10 protein-coding genes and 1 pseudogene are annotated in these 17,907 nt (G+C 46.2%); 5 read left to right on the top strand and 6 right to left on the bottom strand.

Translation table 11 applies throughout. The features are described 5' to 3' along the window. Positions 1 to 140: 140 nt before the first annotated feature. From fre to trxA, 4 genes are all read right to left on the bottom strand, one after another. The gene (gene fre / locus VIB_RS15495) at positions 141 to 854 is read right to left on the bottom strand and encodes an NAD(P)H-flavin reductase (protein WP_004397302.1); all 714 of its coding nucleotides are present in this window, start codon (positions 852 to 854) and stop codon (positions 141 to 143) included. 179 nt (positions 855 to 1,033) lie between these two features. Beyond that, positions 1,034 to 2,887, bottom strand: coding sequence for a 4-hydroxy-3-polyprenylbenzoate decarboxylase (gene ubiD / locus VIB_RS15500; protein WP_004397305.1), 1,854 nt, complete (start codon positions 2,885 to 2,887; stop codon positions 1,034 to 1,036). A gap of 173 nt (positions 2,888 to 3,060) precedes the next feature. Then, on the bottom strand, positions 3,061 to 4,320 hold the full coding sequence (gene rho / locus VIB_RS15505; protein ID WP_040905638.1) for a transcription termination factor Rho: 1,260 nt from the start codon (positions 4,318 to 4,320) through the stop codon (positions 3,061 to 3,063). A gap of 189 nt (positions 4,321 to 4,509) precedes the next feature. After that, complete coding sequence (trxA, locus tag VIB_RS15510; protein WP_004397310.1) at positions 4,510 to 4,836, bottom strand: thioredoxin TrxA; 327 nt, start codon at positions 4,834 to 4,836, stop codon at positions 4,510 to 4,512. A gap of 112 nt (positions 4,837 to 4,948) precedes the next feature. On the opposite strand from trxA, the gene rhlB reads away from it, so the two are divergent. Together rhlB and gppA are read left to right on the top strand one after the other, a co-directional pair. After that, positions 4,949 to 6,250 (top strand): ATP-dependent RNA helicase RhlB, encoded by a 1,302-nt coding sequence (gene rhlB / locus VIB_RS15515; protein WP_004397313.1) that lies wholly within the window; start codon positions 4,949 to 4,951, stop codon positions 6,248 to 6,250. A gap of 7 nt (positions 6,251 to 6,257) precedes the next feature. After that, positions 6,258 to 7,754, top strand: coding sequence for a guanosine-5'-triphosphate,3'-diphosphate diphosphatase (gene gppA, locus VIB_RS15520; RefSeq protein WP_040905641.1), 1,497 nt, complete (start codon positions 6,258 to 6,260; stop codon positions 7,752 to 7,754). Positions 7,755 to 7,807: 53 nt separating this feature from the next. Here the strand turns inward: gppA and VIB_RS15525 are convergent. Both VIB_RS15525 and VIB_RS15530 read right to left on the bottom strand, forming a co-directional pair. After that, positions 7,808 to 11,249, bottom strand: a pseudogene (locus VIB_RS15525) (hybrid sensor histidine kinase/response regulator). 89 nt (positions 11,250 to 11,338) lie between these two features. After that, a complete protein-coding gene (locus tag VIB_RS15530; protein WP_004397317.1) occupies positions 11,339 to 12,529 on the bottom strand; it encodes a 3-phenylpropionate MFS transporter in 1,191 nt (396 codons plus the stop codon). 410 nt (positions 12,530 to 12,939) lie between these two features. Between VIB_RS15530 and VIB_RS15535 the strand changes: the two genes are divergently transcribed. The 3 genes from VIB_RS15535 to acs all read left to right on the top strand — a co-directional run bounded on the left by VIB_RS15535 (position 12,940) and on the right by acs (position 17,549). Further along, the gene (locus VIB_RS15535; protein WP_004397319.1) at positions 12,940 to 14,763 is read left to right on the top strand and encodes a DUF294 nucleotidyltransferase-like domain-containing protein; all 1,824 of its coding nucleotides are present in this window, start codon (positions 12,940 to 12,942) and stop codon (positions 14,761 to 14,763) included. Positions 14,764 to 14,768: 5 nt separating this feature from the next. Beyond that, complete coding sequence (locus VIB_RS15540) at positions 14,769 to 15,416, top strand: 3'-5' exonuclease (protein ID WP_004397321.1); 648 nt, start codon at positions 14,769 to 14,771, stop codon at positions 15,414 to 15,416. 186 nt (positions 15,417 to 15,602) lie between these two features. Next, entirely contained in the window at positions 15,603 to 17,549 is a 1,947-nt protein-coding gene (gene acs / locus VIB_RS15545) for an acetate--CoA ligase (RefSeq protein WP_004397323.1), read from the top strand. Positions 17,550 to 17,907 lie beyond the last annotated feature (358 nt).

The following is a 17,907-nucleotide window of genomic DNA, read 5'->3' on the forward strand; positions in this document are numbered from 1 at the left end:
GTCTGCCGTGTCAGTGAGGGCGCATTATAGGGAGTTCGTTTGGCTTGGCAAGTGCTTTTTATCAAAATATCTTTAAAAAACGCACAAGCGACCAATTATTGAACATCACTGTACGCGTTTTAATCAATCGATGTCTTTTCTCATATAAACGCATAAGCATCGGCGAACATCCGCTCGCTGATTGCTTGTTTATGTTGGGTAAATTGATCTCTCGCTGCACCCGCCATATCAAATCTACCTGCTATATAGATATCAAATTCTGCTAATGAGTCAAAATCTGCCATCACCGCTTGTAATACATTGCCAATTTTGCCTGACCATTCTGCCGGTGCTTTTTCAACAACAGGAACAAAGTGAACATGGGCATATTGATCTGTTATCGTTTGTAGCTCTTGCAAAGCATAGAGCTGCGCTTCATCTCTGGCTCCCCAATAAAGATAAATCGGTGTGATATTGCCCAGTGCTAGACAGCGATCTAAAATCGAGCGAACATAACTAAATCCTGTGCCGCCTGCGATCAAGAGTAATGGTCGTTGCGCATCTTCTTGTAACCATGCCTCTCCGTGAGGCGCATCGATCGTTACTTCGCCTTGCTGTTCAAGTACTTGTTGCATAACCTGCACCACTTCCTGTGCGTAAGCATTATGTTCGGCAGCGCCAATATGAAGTTCCAGCTCTCCATTATCACGGCATGGACTACTGGCTATTGAGAAAGGCCGCTTATCTTTTTCACCCATTACCACCATAAGGTACTGGCCGGCTTTAAAAGCAACTGGTGTAGTCGGTTGCAGTAAAATCTGATAGGTATGATTGGCCAAAGGCTGAATCAACTTCACTTTACATTGAATGGTCATGACTTCCTCTTCCTTACTTAACCAAAGTAAGTGCTATATGACGTAAAAAGACTGAGCCAGTAACCTTTTACCCCAGCGACCTTTTCTTGGTAGGCATCCTTGCTGAGGTGATGACTGACTTCACCGATAAAAATAATGAATGTTTGATAACCAGACCTGACAAATACGCAGGCGATAGGTTAATCGATCTTTAACAAAGGCCACATTTGATCGACTTTAGCAACTAACTGAGGATCCTTCTTAATCGGAGTCCCCCATTCACGCTCGACTTCTCCAGCAAATTTATTAGTGGCATCGAAACCTAACTGACTGACAAAGGTATTGTGATTCTTATCGCTCACCGTATCACGTGCAGGATCCATACGGGTGGTAATCGCCCAGATAACATCATTCCAATCACGAACATTAACATCATCATCACAAAGTACCACAAATTTAACGTGAGCAAACTGAGATAAAAACTGCCATACCGCTTCAAGTATCCGTTGAGATTGTCCAGCTTGGGCTTTTTCCATTGCCACGAGCGCAAATTGATTGTGAGCACTTTCAGGCAAATACAGATCGATCACTTGTGGATACTGCTCTTTGAAGACCGTAATGTCCTGTTCTGTTAACGATGCAAAGGTATTGGATGGATTGGGTTTATCACTGACTGATTCTGCTGGCCATTTACGAGTAGCATCTAAGCCCATTTTAGAACCCAATCCCACCACCGGCGAAGCAAAATCTAGCGAATCGATGGGGGTATTTTCAATCATCAAACTGTCGCGAACCGGATCCATATGCTCACACATCGCTTGAATGACCGACGACCAATTTCGAGCATCAACGCTTTCATCACAGACAATCACAAACTTCGTATACATAAATTGACGGAGAAAGGACCAAACTCCCATCATTACTCGCTTAGCATGACCTGGATATTGTTTTTTAATCGTGACTATCGCCATGCGATACGAGCAACCTTCCGGAGGCAAATAGAAATCAACAATTTCAGGAAACTGTTTTTGTAGTATCGGGACAAACACCTCATTTAATGCAACCCCTAGCACGGCAGGCTCATCAGGTGGGCGCCCGGTGTAAGTACTGTGATAAATCGGTTGTTGGCGCATGGTTACATGAGTAACCGTAAAGACGTGATGACGCTCAACTTCATTGTAATAACCGGTATGGTCACCATAAGGTCCTTCGTCAGCAAACTCATTAGGGTCAATATAACCTTCAAGGACAATTTCAGCACTCGCAGGGACCTCTAAGTCATTACTCACCGATTTAACCACTTCTGTTTTGCTACCACGTAATAAACCAGCAAAAGCATATTCAGATAGCGTATCAGGCACCGGAGTAACCGCACCAAGAATCGTTGCAGGATCAGCGCCAAAAGCGACCGAAATAGGGAAAGGCTCTCCCGGATGTGTTTCCATCCAATCTCGCAGATCGAGTGCACCACCACGATGCGCTAACCAACGCATAATAACTTTATTTTTAGCAATTTTTTGTTGACGGTAAATGCCTAAGTTCTGACGTTTTTTATTGGGGCCACGAGTAATAGTTAACCCCCAAGTTAATAAAGGAGCAACGTCATTAGGCCAACAGCTCATTACCGGAATATTATCTAAATTAACCTGTTCACCCTGCCAGATGATTTGTTGGCATGGTGCTTTTCGTAAACGCTTAACGGGCATATTAAGTACTTGCCGGAAAACGGGCAGCTTATCTAAGGCATCTTTAAAACCACGCGGAGGCTCAGGCTCTTTAAGATAAGCGAGCAATTTACCAACCTCACGCAAATCCTGTACACTTTCTCGGCCCATCCCCATGGCAACACGTTCGGGAGTACCAAATAAATTGGTCAATACTGGCAAGTCATAGCCAATTGGATTTTCAAATAACAGCGCGGGTCCGCCCGCTCGCAGTGTACGGTCACTGATTTCGGTCATTTCATAATGAGGATCAACCGGATGAGCAACGCGTTTTAACTCACCACGCTGTTCAAGATAGTCAATAAAATCACGTAAATCCTTAAAATTCATAAGCTTTCTTGTCGTTGATTACCTTGAACTTAGTATAACAAAAAAGCGCTTTATTTCAGCGCTCTTTCCACCATCTCTTTGTCTATTTAGTTAAAATCAGCTTACGAGGTTGGATTTTTCCAAAAAAAAACACCACGCTAATAGTGTGGTGTTTTAGAGGATTTTACTTCACTTTATTGACGGCGCATCGCATCAAAGAATTCATCGTTGGTTTTGGTCATTGCCAACTTATCAATCAGGAATTCCATCGCATCAGTTTCACCCATTGGATGAACAATCTTACGTAGAATCCACATTTTTTGCAGCTCATCCGTCTTCGTGAGCAACTCTTCGCGGCGCGTACCTGAACGGTTAAAATCTATCGCTGGGAAGACGCGTTTTTCAGCAATTTTACGATTAAGGTGCAGTTCCATGTTACCTGTCCCTTTAAATTCTTCGTAAATCACTTCATCCATTTTTGAGCCTGTATCGACAAGAGCGGTAGCAATAATGGTTAAGCTGCCTCCCTCTTCAACATTACGCGCTGCACCAAAGAAACGTTTAGGACGATGCAAAGCGTTAGCGTCAACACCACCCGTCAGTACTTTACCTGATGAAGGGACAACCGTATTGTAAGCACGAGCTAAACGGGTAATGGAGTCGAGTAAGATAACGACATCTTTTTTATGCTCAACCAAACGCTTGGCTTTTTCGATTACCATATCAGCCACTTGTACGTGACGCGATGCTGGTTCATCAAAGGTAGAAGCAATCACTTCACCTTTAACAAGGCGTTGCATTTCCGTGACTTCTTCTGGGCGTTCATCAATCAGTAATACCATCAAAACACACTCAGGGTGATTGTTAGCAATACTCTGGGCAATATTTTGCAATAACATGGTCTTACCCGCTTTTGGCGGAGCAACAATCAAACCACGTTGTCCTTTACCAATCGGAGCGGCAAGATCAAGAACTCGAGCAGTAATGTCTTCCGTAGAACCATTACCACGTTCCATCACCATGCGTTCATTAGCATGTAAAGGTGTTAAGTTTTCGAAAAGAATTTTGTTGCGGGCGTTGTCAGGTTTGTCGTGGTTAACCGTATTCACTTTAAGCAGTGCGAAGTAACGTTCACCTTCTTTGGGTGGACGGATTTTCCCAGCAATCGAGTCACCCGTGCGCAAGTTAAAGCGACGAATTTGGCTCGGTGACACATAGATGTCGTCAGGGCCAGCCAAGTAGGAGCTGTCTGCACTGCGTAAGAAACCAAAACCGTCTTGAAGAATTTCCAAGACCCCGTCGCCAAAAATATCTTCACCGCCTTTTGCATGTGCTTTAAGGATAGCGAAGATGATGTCTTGTTTTCTTAGACGCGCGAGGTTTTCAAGGCCTAGGCTCTCACCAAGTTTCACAAGATCAGACACAGGTCTGCTCTTCAATTCTGTTAGATTCATTGTGGTGGATACTTGTTTAGTCAAAATAGGATCTATTTTCTAGTTAAGATGGATTTGGTCTCAGGATTGACCAAGAAGTGAACACTTGTTTAATTAACGTGCGATAAACTAACACTAAAAATAAGCGTAGTCTAGAAAATGTTTTTTGCAAAAGAAAACCGCACGTGAGGTGCGGTTTTACACTTTGCGCTACAGATTGGCGTCCAAAAACTCTTTCAATTGAGTTTTAGACAACGCGCCAACTTTAGTTGCTGCAACACTACCATCTTTGAATAAAAGAAGGGTAGGAATACCGCGAATACCGAACTTAGGTGGCGTTCCTGCATTGTGGTCGATATTCAATTTACCGATAGTGAGTTTGCCTTGGTACTCTTCAGCGATTTCATCAAGAATCGGGGCGATCATTTTACATGGTCCGCACCATTCTGCCCAAAAATCGACTAGAACCGGGCCTGCAGCTTTGATCACATCGTTCTCAAAACTTTCATCAGAAAGCTGCAAAATTTTATCACTCATCTTCCACTCCAATGTGTTTTTCTGAACTGATTGCATAACAACCAGTAAATTAGATGCTCTATTGGAATGTATTTACTTCCGTATTGCAAGTGTAAGCTGATATTCTATAGCAATGAAAAAGACACACATCACAGAGCAAAAGTTCGCCGACTTCGGTTTACACCCGCAAGTCATTGAAGGATTGGATAAAAAAGGGTTTGAATATTGTACCCCGATCCAAGCCTTGGCGTTGCCGGTCCTGCTCACCGGCCAAGACATTGCAGGCCAGGCCCAAACGGGCACTGGTAAAACCCTTGCGTTTCTTACTGCTACCTTCAATCACTTACTGACGACCCCTGAAGCGGAAGGACGAAAACCTAACCAGCCTCGCGCCATCATCATGGCCCCGACGCGTGAATTAGCGATTCAAATTTATAACGATGCAGAATCATTAATTGCTACCACGGGCATAAAAACCGCGCTAGCGTATGGTGGTGAAAGCTACGATAAGCAACTGGCTAAAATTCAAGAAGGCGTCGATGTATTAATCGGTACCACCGGACGTATCATCGATTTCTATAAACAAAAAGCGTTCAACCTTAACCATATTCAAGCCGTTGTGTTGGACGAAGCCGATCGGATGTTTGATTTAGGCTTTATTAAAGATATCCGTTTCTTATTCCGCCGTATGCCCGAGCCTAAAGAACGTCTCAATATGCTCTTTTCTGCCACGTTGTCTTATCGTGTTCAGGAACTGGCCTTTGAGCACATGCATAATCCAGAGCATGTGGTCGTGGAAGCGACCCAAAAAACCGGTCACCGCATTAAAGAAGAGCTGTTCTACCCTTCAAATGAACATAAAATGGCCCTTTTACAAACCATTATTGAAGAAGAATGGCCAGATAAAGCGATTGTTTTTGCCAATACTAAACATCGCTGTGAACAGGTTTGGGGAAGTTTAGCCGCTGACGGACATCGAGTGGGTCTACTGACTGGTGATGTACCCCAGAAAAAACGTGAACGTATCTTAGAACAATTTACCCAAGGTGAATTAGACATTTTGGTCGCTACCGATGTTGCTGCTCGTGGATTGCATATTCCTTTAGTAACTCATGTTTTTAACTATGATTTACCTGATGATAGCGAAGATTATGTCCACCGTATTGGCCGGACAGGTCGAGCGGGAGAAAGTGGTTCTTCGATCAGTTTTGCCTGTGAAGAGTACGCCGTCAATCTACCTGCGATTGAAGAGTATATTGAGCACTCGATTCCGATGTCGGATTACGATCCAACCGCGCTATTGACTGATTTACCCAAGCCATTAACTCTGCGTTCTTCATCGCAGCAACGTCGGACTAACACCACAGGATCACGTTCAGGTAACCGAAAGCCACAACGTCGTCCACGTGCACCACGACCGAAAAAGGATTCGTAATTTATCTATGAGTCACCACACTTCTTCACCGCTCTATGCGGCTATCGACCTAGGTTCTAACAGCTTTCATATGTTGGTGGTTCGTCACGTCGATGGCAGTGTGCAAACCCTAGCGAAAATTAAACGCAAGGTTCGCTTAGCTGCTGGATTGGATGAACAGAATGCATTAAGTCAAGAAGCGATGCAGCGTGGCTGGGATTGTTTAAGTTTGTTTGCCGAACGCCTACAAGACATTCCTGCACCACACATTAAGATTGTTGGTACCGCGACGCTACGTACGGCCATCAATGCTGAACAATTCTTGCAAAAAGCAAATGCTATTTTAGGTCATCCTATCGAAGTCATTACCGGGGAAGAAGAAGCGGCAACCATTTATAAAGGTGTAGCTCATACCTCTGGAGGAATGGGTCGGCGATTAGTGGTTGATATTGGTGGTGCTAGCACAGAGTTGATTATTGGTGAAGGGTTTGAAGCTAATGCGTTAACTAGCTTAAAAATGGGCTGTGTCACGTGGCTAGAGCGACATTTTAAAGATCGCCAACTCAATACCAGTAACTTTAACAATGCCATTTATGCGGCAAAGCAAATGCTAGACCCCATATTGGATACTTATCGCCAATTGGGTTGGAATGTCTGCGTCGGAGCCAGCGGTACCGTTCAAGCGCTACAAGAGATCATGTTGGCGCAAGGGATGGATGAGATCATCACCCTCCCGAAACTCAAACGCTTGCAAAAGCAGGCGATGCTAGCGGATCACCTTGAAGAATTGGATATTGAAGGTTTAACTTTAGAACGTGCTTTAGTCTTTCCGAGCGGCTTATCGATCTTAATCGCTATTTTTGAGTCACTCAATATTGAAGCCATGACACTGGCCGGTGGCGCGTTACGTGAAGGGTTAGTCTATGAGATGGTCGAGACTCTTCGTCAAGAGGACATCCGCGCTCGCACCATTCAAAGCATCCAAAAACGCTATCAGATTGACCGTCAATACGCTCAACAGGTGGCCACTCTCGCCAGTCGACTGCTTGCCCAGTGTGGCGGAGAGAGCTGGGCTCCTGAACCACAAGCGGAAATGTTATTACGCAGTGCTGCACAATTGCATGAAATTGGTTTATCGATTGATTTTCGCAAAGGGGGCGAGCACAGCGCGTACTTGCTACAACATCTCGATTTACCCGGTTACACCCGTGCGCAAAAACAATATTTAGCCGAGCTCACCCGTCGTTACCGAGAACAACTGACCTCACTACCCGAGCAGCATGCTCTTTCTGGAACCACGGGAAAACGTTTATTACGTTTGTTGCGTTTGGCGGTGCTGCTCAGCCACCGACGTCATCCGGCCTTAGAGCCTGAAGTGCTGCTTGAGGCGCAAGGCGATAATTTAACGTTAACCATCAATCAACAGTGGTTACAAGACAATCCGCTCACTCGTAGTGAATTGGAACTGGAAGCTAACCGTCAAACCGACATTGGTTGGCCATTAACGATCAATAGCGACCAGTAGCGCGAGCACTCCGTCAACTCATCCTACCCCCGACGACTCAGGGGTAGGATGATTTATCGGCACTGATTCAATAAAGCACGCAATTTCAAAGGTTTGATTGGCTTAGCCATAAAACTAAAACCTCCAGCTTGAATGCCTTCGACAATGTCTGGGTTACGATCAGCACTGATGATCACCCCAAAAAAACAATCGCCTAACCTTAAGCGGCACTGTTGCAAAACTTCTAAGCCGGTTCGGCCATGATCGAGTCGATAGTCGGATAAAATAACATCAGGAACCCATTGCTGTTCTAATGCTTGCAAGCTTGACAACAAATCAACGGCGGTTTTTACCTCACAGCCCCAACGCTCTAATAATTGTCGCATCCCGACTAAAATATCCGGCTCATTATCAACGCATAACACTCGCAGATAGCTCAGATCAGATAACGTTTCCGTCGCTTTCAGCCTAGGCGTTGGTACAGAGATCGCTTGCGAACGAGGTAAAGTAAGCGAGAAAACGCTGCCTTTACCTGGCCAAGAACGCATGGTAATAGCATGATCTAATGCCTGAGCAATGCCTTTTGATATCGCTAAACCTAAGCCGAGACCTTGATCAGAACGAATCTGCCCACCGCGATTAAACTCTTCAAAAATTTCCTGCTGTTTATCTTCAGCAATCCCAAAACCATTATCCCATACTTCAATACGCACCATGGTTTGACTGCGACGCACCCCAAGTACGACTCGCCCTTGCGGACTATAGCGAAAAGCATTAGTGAGAAAATTTTGAATGACGCGACGCAGTAACTTCGGATCCGACTGAACATATAACGAAGACGGCACCATATGAAATTGTACCTGCTGTTGCTTAGCCAACGCACTAAACTCGGCCTGTAAATGAGTTAACATGCTATGGATTGGAAACGTATGCTGATGAATATCTAACTTACCCGACTCCAAACGTGAGATATCCAGTAAATCACCAATTAAATCTTCCGCAGCGCTAAGTGCGCTTTCGATATGATGCGCTAACCGTTGAGACTCTTGCTCTTTAGCCACTTCAGATAAAGACGATGCAAATAAACGAGCCGCATTTAATGGCTGCATTAAATCATGGCTCACCGCGGCTAAGAAACGCGATTTCGATTGTGATTCACGCTCTGCTTTTTGAGTGGCGACAACCAACTGTTGGTTTAGTTTTTCTAACTCTCGCGTCCGCTCAACCACTCGCTCTTCCAAGTGTTCGTTGGCCTCTTTTAAGTTACGTTCAGCATTGCGAAATACCGTGATATCACTAAAGCTCATCACAAACCCACCACCGGGCATCGGATTGCCTTGCACTTCAATCACTCGCCCATCACTGCGCATTCTAGATGAGGTATGTCTTGAACCTTGTTGTAAATACTCGACGCGCTTTCGAACATGATCTTCAGGATCACCCGGCCCACATAATCCCTGTTGAGCATTATGACGAATAATATCGGCAATCGGCCGCCCAACCTGGATTAACCCTGCAGGAAAATGAAACAACTCTAAATAACGTTGGTTCCAAGCCACTAGCCTAAGCTGTTTATCGACTACCGCAATCCCTTGTCCGATATGCTCAATCGCGCCTTGTAGCAAACCCCGACTAAAATCATACAGCTCAGAGGCTTCATCAACGATGGTCGCCACTTCTTCCAACTGCATTTTTCGGCCCTGTAGAGCCGAAGTCAGGACTAACTTAGCCGAAGAAGCACCAAAAACCCCCGCTAGCACACGTTCTGTATGGCGAATCAATCCTGCGGGCGCTTGTTGATTAGGCATTAAACTGACGTTTTGCTGAGCCCAAAACTGAGCAAAAGCACTGCGCACCCGGGAACGTCCGACAAAACGCGCCGCAAGCATTTCTAACTCAGCCACCGTAACCCGACTTTGGTAGAGGCTCATGTTTTCATTTTCAGGCAGTGGCGTGCCAATAAATGAAGCCGCTTGTAAGCGCTCACTTAAGCTTGAGCGAGTCACTAACGATACGACAACATAACACAGCGTATTGAGTGATACGCTGAGTAGCATTCCCCAATCGACGCGACTCATTCCCAGCTCATATAACCATGAAGGCGGAGTGATCAACCATAATAAAACGTTATTTTGCGCATCCCCAGCGAGCATTTGTGTTGCGCTCATGAGAGTGATAAGCCACAAGGTGAACCCAACCGCTAACCCCACATAAACGCCTTTGCGATTGCCATCTCGCCAGTACATTCCCCCAAGCAAAGCTGGGGCAAATTGGGTAATCGCCGAAAAAGAAAGAAAGCCAATCGCAGACAGAGAAGGAATGCTATCGAGGGCAAGATAAAATCCCCACGCGCCCAATAGCAATAATAAAATCAGTGTGCGACGAATAATCACCAATAAACCAGAGAAATGACGGTGGTTGCGATGTGTTAAGCGCATGCGGCGTAACAACAGAGGCATAACAAGATCATTCGAAACCATGATCGCCAACGCTATCGTCGACACAATCACCATCCCCGACGCAGCCGAAGTACCGCCTAAAAAAGCCAATAAGGCAATCTGCTCAGCCCCGACGTGCATCGGAATACTCAGCACTAACATATCAGCAGGAGCATTAGGTAGTAGCGCTTGACCAACCCAAGCTATCGGTAAAACAAATAACCCCATCAACATTAAATACAGAGGAAAAAGCCAGCGGGCGGTGTGCAGATCTTGCGGTCGCTCATTTTCTACCACCATGGTATGAAATTGGCGTGGTAGGCAGATAATCGCCAGCATGGTTAACAGAGTATGGACCAATAATGTGGGCCAATTGGGGGCTTGATACGTTTGCTCGGCAATCGCCAACACGTCGATGCTGTGATCAGCAAAAATCACATAACCAACAAACAACCCCACCGCCAAAAAGGCCACCAATTTCACTATCGATTCAAACGCAATTGCCATCATCATGCCACGATGATGCTCGGTATTATCAATATGGCGCGTACCAAACAACATGGTAAATAACGCCAACGCCAAAACCACAAACCACAAACCAAGAAATATGGTCATCTTGATAGCCAAATTGAGCGTACAAATCCGGAGCAACCACATTCAGTCCCATGGTGATGCCACGTAACTGCAAAGCGATATAAGGCAAGATTCCGGCAACCGCGATTAAGGTCACCGTGACGGCTAACCCTTGCGACTTGCCGTAACGTGCACCGATAAAATCGGCAATCGAGGTAATGTGCTCACGTTTAGCAATCAAGATCAGCCGCGCTAATACCCGCCAACCGAAAATAAACACCAGCATCGGTGCAAGATAGATAGGTAAAAAAGACCAAGGATTGGCGCTGGCTTGACCGACCGTGCCATAAAAGGTCCATGAAGTGCAATACACCGCAATCGATAGACTGTAAATCCAGGGCCGCCAGTGCGCTAACCAACGCGTTTGTCTATCGCCATACCAGGCAATCAAAAATAGTACGCCTAAATACATCAGCGAAACTGGGATTACTATCCATCCATGCATTGGCTACCCTTTTTCCTGCGCCTATAAAAACCTCTCCATAAGGAGAGGTTATTTAACAAAGGATAGACTCACAACTCAATCACTGAGCATCAATTCTGTGCTTCAGGCTCGGCTTTAAGCGTTTGTCCATCTTGTAAGACTGAGCTCGGCAGCTCGACTTTAATCAAGAGTGCTACAGCCCCCATTGCTGCCATTACCCAAAACACTCCCGCTCCAAAGTGATCGTATCCCCAGCCACTGAGCGTGGTTAGCAACGCAATAACCGCACCAAGTGGAATAGCGTTGTACAGCGCTTGTAAAGCAACCATTTTATTTTGAGGCGAATGTTGAATATATTGAATCGCGGCAATATGCGCCATCGCAAACGTGACGCCATGCAGCAACTGAATCGCGACTAACGCGATGATCGCCGTTGTCGACGCGGTCAGTCCCCAACGCAACATGACCCCAAGTGCAGCAACCACGAACAAGGCTCGTAGACTCCATCCGGCAAATAAACGCTTACTTAAGGCGAACACCAGAACCTCAGCGACCACACCCAAGCTCCATAAATAGCCGATGATCGCTTCCGAGTGCCCAGCTTGCTTCCAATGAATAGCACTAAAACTGTAGTAGGCAGCGTGACTACCTTGAATCAAGGCCATTAATAACAAAAACTTAATCACGGGCAATTCACGCAGTAACTGCGTTAATTTAGGGCGCACAGCGTGAGCGTGACTTTCAGTAACAGGCATCACCTGCGGGTTACGTAAACTGAACAGCAAAGTGATTGCCGCACCAAATAAGGCGGTATAGAGGATCATGCTACTGCCGTATAACGCCACCAAATAGCCAACCACCGTGGATCCAGCAATAAAAGCCACCGAGCCCCATAAGCGAGAACGTCCGTAATCGAGCAATTGATGTTTCGCGTAAAAATTAGCCATTGCATCAGAAAGCGGAACAATCGGCCCACAACAGAGGTTAAATAACACCGTTGCTAAGGCCATTAGCCAAAAACTGCCGCCAGTAAAAAAGTGAAACGCGATAAATAGTAACGCTGCCAAACTAAGCCAGCGTAAAGCAGGTAACAAATGTTCGACTTTATGGATCCGCGGAGTAAACAGTAAATTCGCCACACAGCGGGTTGCAAAACCAATCCCGACTAATACGCCAATATCCGTCGCCGACACACCTTGATCGGCAAACCACAATGACCAAAACGGTAAATAAACCCCGTAAGCAAAAAAGAAACCAATAAAGTATTGGGATATCCACCCAAAAGGGGAAGGGTTCAACATAACAGATCCTAAATAATTCATCGCCCAAAGCGCAGGGGCCCTGCCAACGCGTCACTCGCCGCTAACCGCACTGAACATCACCCACAGAGAAAGCACATCGGACACCGATAATAACCGGCGATTATGCAATAAGTCCCTAAAACTAAAAAGGGATCTTTCATCGTCTTGTCGATTTCCCTGTTGTTTGACGAACGCTAAGAGATGAATGATTAGGGTCTCAGAGGAGAAAAAGAGATAACTGTCGATAGTCCATCGATTGTCGCCAATTCGATTGCACTAACATTAGACCAAAGTCGTCTGGAGAGCTTGAGAAAAGCAGCCACACTTATCGATAAGTGCGGCGGATTGATTCGCGTCGTAAAGCAGACAGAACAACGAGCAAGCATCCCACTTATCAAGGTGAGTTAACTATGCCGGACAAATTTAACATGCTCTCGCCTCCCTTTAACAGCTTAACCGAGGCCCAACAACAGCGATTGCGCGCCGCTTTAGATATTGCTTACTATCGTGAGCACGACGTGTTGATCCAACAAGGACAAGCGTGTAATCAACTGTGGATTTTGATCAAAGGCACAGTAGAAGAGCGTTCTGTGGACGGTAAAACGCTCTATGCTCACTACACTAATGAAGATATGTTTGACGTGCGTGCGCTGTTTGAAACCTCCGCCAAACATCAATACATCGCATTAGAAGACACCTTAAGTTATCTGTTGCCAAAAAAAGTTTTTTTGACTCTGTGCCGTGAAAATAGCCAATTTTCGGCGTATTTCGAAACCAACTTGGCCAAACGTCAAGAGCTGATTGAAATCGCTCAGCAGCAGAAAAATCTTGCTGAGTTTATTCTGACCAAAATAGAACCTGAGCTCTACCTTGCGCCAACGTTGGTCAAACCCGAGCAGACCTTAGCTGCAGTCACTCAAGAGATGAAAAGTCGCCGCGTGGATGCGGCCTTAGTCGAATGGCCAAAGGGCGATTCGCGTGCTGAAGCAGCAGACACGCCTCCTTATGGTATCGTCACCCGCAGTAATCTTTTGCATGCGATTATGCTAGAAGGGTACACGCCGGATACGAAAGTCGGCGAAATAGCGGCCTTCCCCGTGCTGCATATCCAACAAGGCGATTTCCTGTTTAACGCAATGATCAGCATGACGAGGCACAAGGTCAAACGCTTGGTGGTCTGTGAAGGACGTAAAGCCGTAGGTATTTTATCGATGGTGCAAATCTTAAGTGCTTTTTCGACCCACTCCCACGTTTTAACGCTCACCATTGCTCGCGCCACGAGCATTGATGAGTTGGCTTTTGCGGCGAACAAGCAGCAGCAACTGGTCGAAAGCCTACTCAACCGAGGAATAAGAACCCGCTTTATCATGGAACTGATCGCGGCAGTTAATGAGCAGATCATCGAAAAAGCCTTCCAACTGATCGTACCCAGTGAAGCGCAACAGCAGTGCTGCTTTGTGGTCTTAGGCTCAGAAGGGCGCGGTGAGCAGATCCTCAAAACCGATCAAGACAATGCATTAATCATCGCCGATGAGGCTCAATGGTCTCACTCTACACCATGGCTAGAAACGCTCACCCACACTTTAGTCCAGCTTGGCTACCCGCTCTGTCCGGGTAAAGTCATGGTCAATAATCCTCACTGGGTACAATCACAAACCGATTGGCAAACGACCATCAGCCATTGGATTCAGACAAGACGACCCGAGCACATGCTCAACCTCGCTATCTTTGCTGATGCCTATCCTGTAGCAGGAAATAAAGCCTTACTCGCACCAGTGAAAGACCATTTACAGACCAGCGTCTACGGACAATATGCAGTGTTGGCTGAGTTTACTCGTCCGGCACTGAATTTTTCGCTACCCCTGACCTTATTTGGCCATCTTAAATCGAGTAAATCCGGCTTGGATATTAAGAAAGGCGGTATTTTTCCTATTGTTCATGGCGTGCGGGCGCTAAGTCTTGAATATCAAATCAGCAGCACGAATACCTTTCAACGCATTGAAGCACTGCAGGCACAACAAGCATTAGAAAAACAGACCGCTGATAACCTAAGAGAAGCGCTAAAACTGTTTTTAAAATTACGTTTAGCGCAACAAATCACTAACCAACATCACGCCAACCACATTCAGCTTGGTCAACTTGAACGCACTGAAAGAGACTTACTGCGTCACAGCCTGCATGTCGTGAAAAAGTTTAAGCAATGGTTGAGTTATCATTACCAAATTAGGGAGTAACGCTGATGAACTGGCTAGCGAGATATTATTGGCACCACAAATTAGCGGGGTCGCCTTATCAAGATCTGTTTACTGCGCCACTCAAAACCGAACTGATCTCTTTGGACTGTGAAACTACCAGCCTTGATCCACAACGTGCAGAGCTAGTCAGTATCGCCGCAACAAAAATCATCGATAATCGAATTCTCACCAGCCAAGCTTTCCATATTCGTCTCGCCGCTCCGCCGTCCTTAGATTCGGGCTCGGTGCGCATTCATCAGCTACGTCATCAAGATCTCGCTTATGGCTTGTCCGAGCCGCAAGCCTTACAGCAGTTGCTCGCGTTTATCGGTAATCGTCCATTGGTCGGTTATCACATTCGTTATGATAAAACGATTCTTGATATCGCCTGTCGTAAACAACTGGGCTTCCCACTACCTAATCCACTGATCGAAGTCAGCCAGCTTTATCATCAACAGTTGGAAAAACAGTTACCCAATGCCTACTTTGATCTGAGCCTCGCGGCAATTTGTCATCATCTCGACTTGCCAATGCAAGACAAGCACGATGCTTTGCAAGATGCGATTACCGCTGCATTAGTCTTTGTTCGCCTCAGTAAAGGCGGATTACCGAAGCTAAAAAGCCCTTATCAGCATAGCCCGGCTCTTAGCTAATCTAGGCCTCATCCTAAAGTCTAATTGTGTAAATCTTGCTGGTGACTAACAGTTAAAGGCATAAAAAGCTTCCCATTAATGATGTTCAACCAGCCAGTTAAAGCGCTTTGATCAAACGACAGCACAGATCCTCAAGTTGGTCTCAGAGCACAAGGGAATTTACCGCTTACACAAGGAGAGTTAGTCATGAGTGATGCCCATATTTATCCGGTCAAAGAGAGTGTCAAAGCGTGTACCCATGCCGACAACGACACTTATCTAGCTATGTATCAACAATCTGTTACCGATCCGGAAGGATTCTGGTGTGAACATGGCAAAATTGTTGATTGGATAAAACCCTTTAGCGTAGTGAAAAACACCTCGTTTGATACCGGACACGTCGACATTCGTTGGTTTGAAGATGGCACCTTGAATGTCTCGGCGAACTGCCTTGACCGTCATTTAGCAGAGCGTGGCGATCAGGTTGCCATTATTTGGGAAGGCGATGATCCAGCAAATGATACAACCCTGACTTATCGCCAGCTCCATCAACAAGTTTGCCGATTTGCTAACGTATTAAAAGCTCAAGGAGTACGTAAAGGCGATGTGGTGTGTTTATACATGCCCATGGTGCCGGAAGCGGCTGTGGCGATGTTAGCCTGTACCCGAATTGGTGCCGTACATACTGTAGTCTTTGGCGGTTTTTCGCCGGAAGCTCTCTCTGGACGGATCATCGACTCCGATGCCACCTTAGTGATCACCGCCGACGAAGGCGTACGAGCTGGCCGCGCTGTCCCCTTGAAGAAAAACGTCGATGAAGCGCTGACTCATCCTGAGATTAAAACCATTAATAAGGTGATTGTTTTCCAACGCACAGGCGGTCAAGTCGACTGGCACGAGCATCGAGATGTCTGGTGGCATGAAGCCATGGCTCACGTCTCTGATCACTGCCCAGCAGAAGAGATGAAAGCCGAAGACCCACTGTTTATTCTCTATACTTCAGGCTCGACAGGAAAACCAAAAGGTGTATTGCATACCACTGGTGGCTATTTGGTGTATGCGGCGATGACCTTTAAATACATCTTTGATTATCAACCCCAAGAAACTTTCTGGTGCACCGCGGATGTGGGTTGGATAACTGGCCACACTTATCTCCTCTATGGTCCATTAGCCAATGGTGCCAAAACCCTTTTATTTGAGGGTGTGCCGAATTATCCCGACACTAATCGTATGAGCCAAGTGGTCGATAAACACCAAGTCAATATCCTCTATACGGCACCAACTGCGATTCGTGCTTTGATGGCAAAAGGTGATGAGGCCATTAAAGGGACGCACCGTAGCAGCTTACGCATCATGGGCTCAGTAGGTGAACCGATTAACCCCGAAGCTTGGCAGTGGTATTACAAAACCATTGGTAACGAGCAATCTCCGATTGTCGATACTTGGTGGCAAACAGAAACAGGTGGCATTTTGATCAGTCCTCTGCCTGGCGCGACCGCTTTAAAACCGGGTTCAGCTACACGTCCCTTCTTTGGTGTTCAACCCGCATTAGTAGACAACATGGGTAACCTTATCGAGGGGGCAAGTGAAGGTAACTTAGTGATCCTCGATTCATGGCCAGGGCAGATGCGCACCGTCTACGGCGATCATGAACGCTTTGAACAAACCTACTTCTCTACTTTCCAAGGTATGTACTTTACTAGTGATGGCGCACGCCGTGACGAGGATGGCTATTATTGGATAACCGGACAAGTCGATGATGTCTTGAACGTCTCTGGCCACCGGATGGGTACCGCAGAAATCGAATCGGCCCTAGTTGCGTTTGATAAAATTGCCGAAGCGGCGATTGTGGGTATCCCGCACGATATTAAAGGACAAGCCATTTACGCTTACATTACCCTTAATCATGGCGTCTACCCTAGCGCTGAGCTACACAAAGAAGTCAAAGATTGGGTGCGTAAAGAGATTGGCCCTATCGCCACGCCCGATGTACTGCATTGGACCGACTCGCTGCCGAAAACTCGTTCAGGTAAAATCATGCGCCGTATTTTGCGTAAAATTGCTACCGGTGATACCAGCAACTTAGGCGATACCTCAACGCTTGCCGATCCAAGCGTGGTCGATAAGTTGATTGCCGAGAAAGCGCAGCTTTAGGTTCTAGGTTCTAGGTTCTAGGTTCTAGGTTCTAGGTCCTAGGTCCTAGGTCCTAGGTTCTTTGGCTCTTTAGGTTTGGAGTTTTGGGTTCTGGTGTTGTTTTTCCCCTAGGATCTAGGACCTGCTCTTCCCTAGAACCTTGATCTTAATCTTTTTTTCCTAGGACCTAGGACCTGCTTTCCCCTAGGACCTAGTTCTTGATTTCCCTAGAACCTGCCTTTCCTAGACCCAGCCCTTTCCAAAGTTCTAAATTCCAGTCTCAGCCAGCAATAGTCGTTCAAAAAAACACCCGCCATAGTCATTAGACCAGTAAATTGCTGCCATTTGCGACGAATTAGCTATAATCGTGGTCAATTTC

It is taken from the genome of Vibrio metschnikovii CIP 69.14 (assembly GCF_000176155.1).
Classification (GTDB): domain Bacteria; phylum Pseudomonadota; class Gammaproteobacteria; order Enterobacterales; family Vibrionaceae; genus Vibrio; species Vibrio metschnikovii.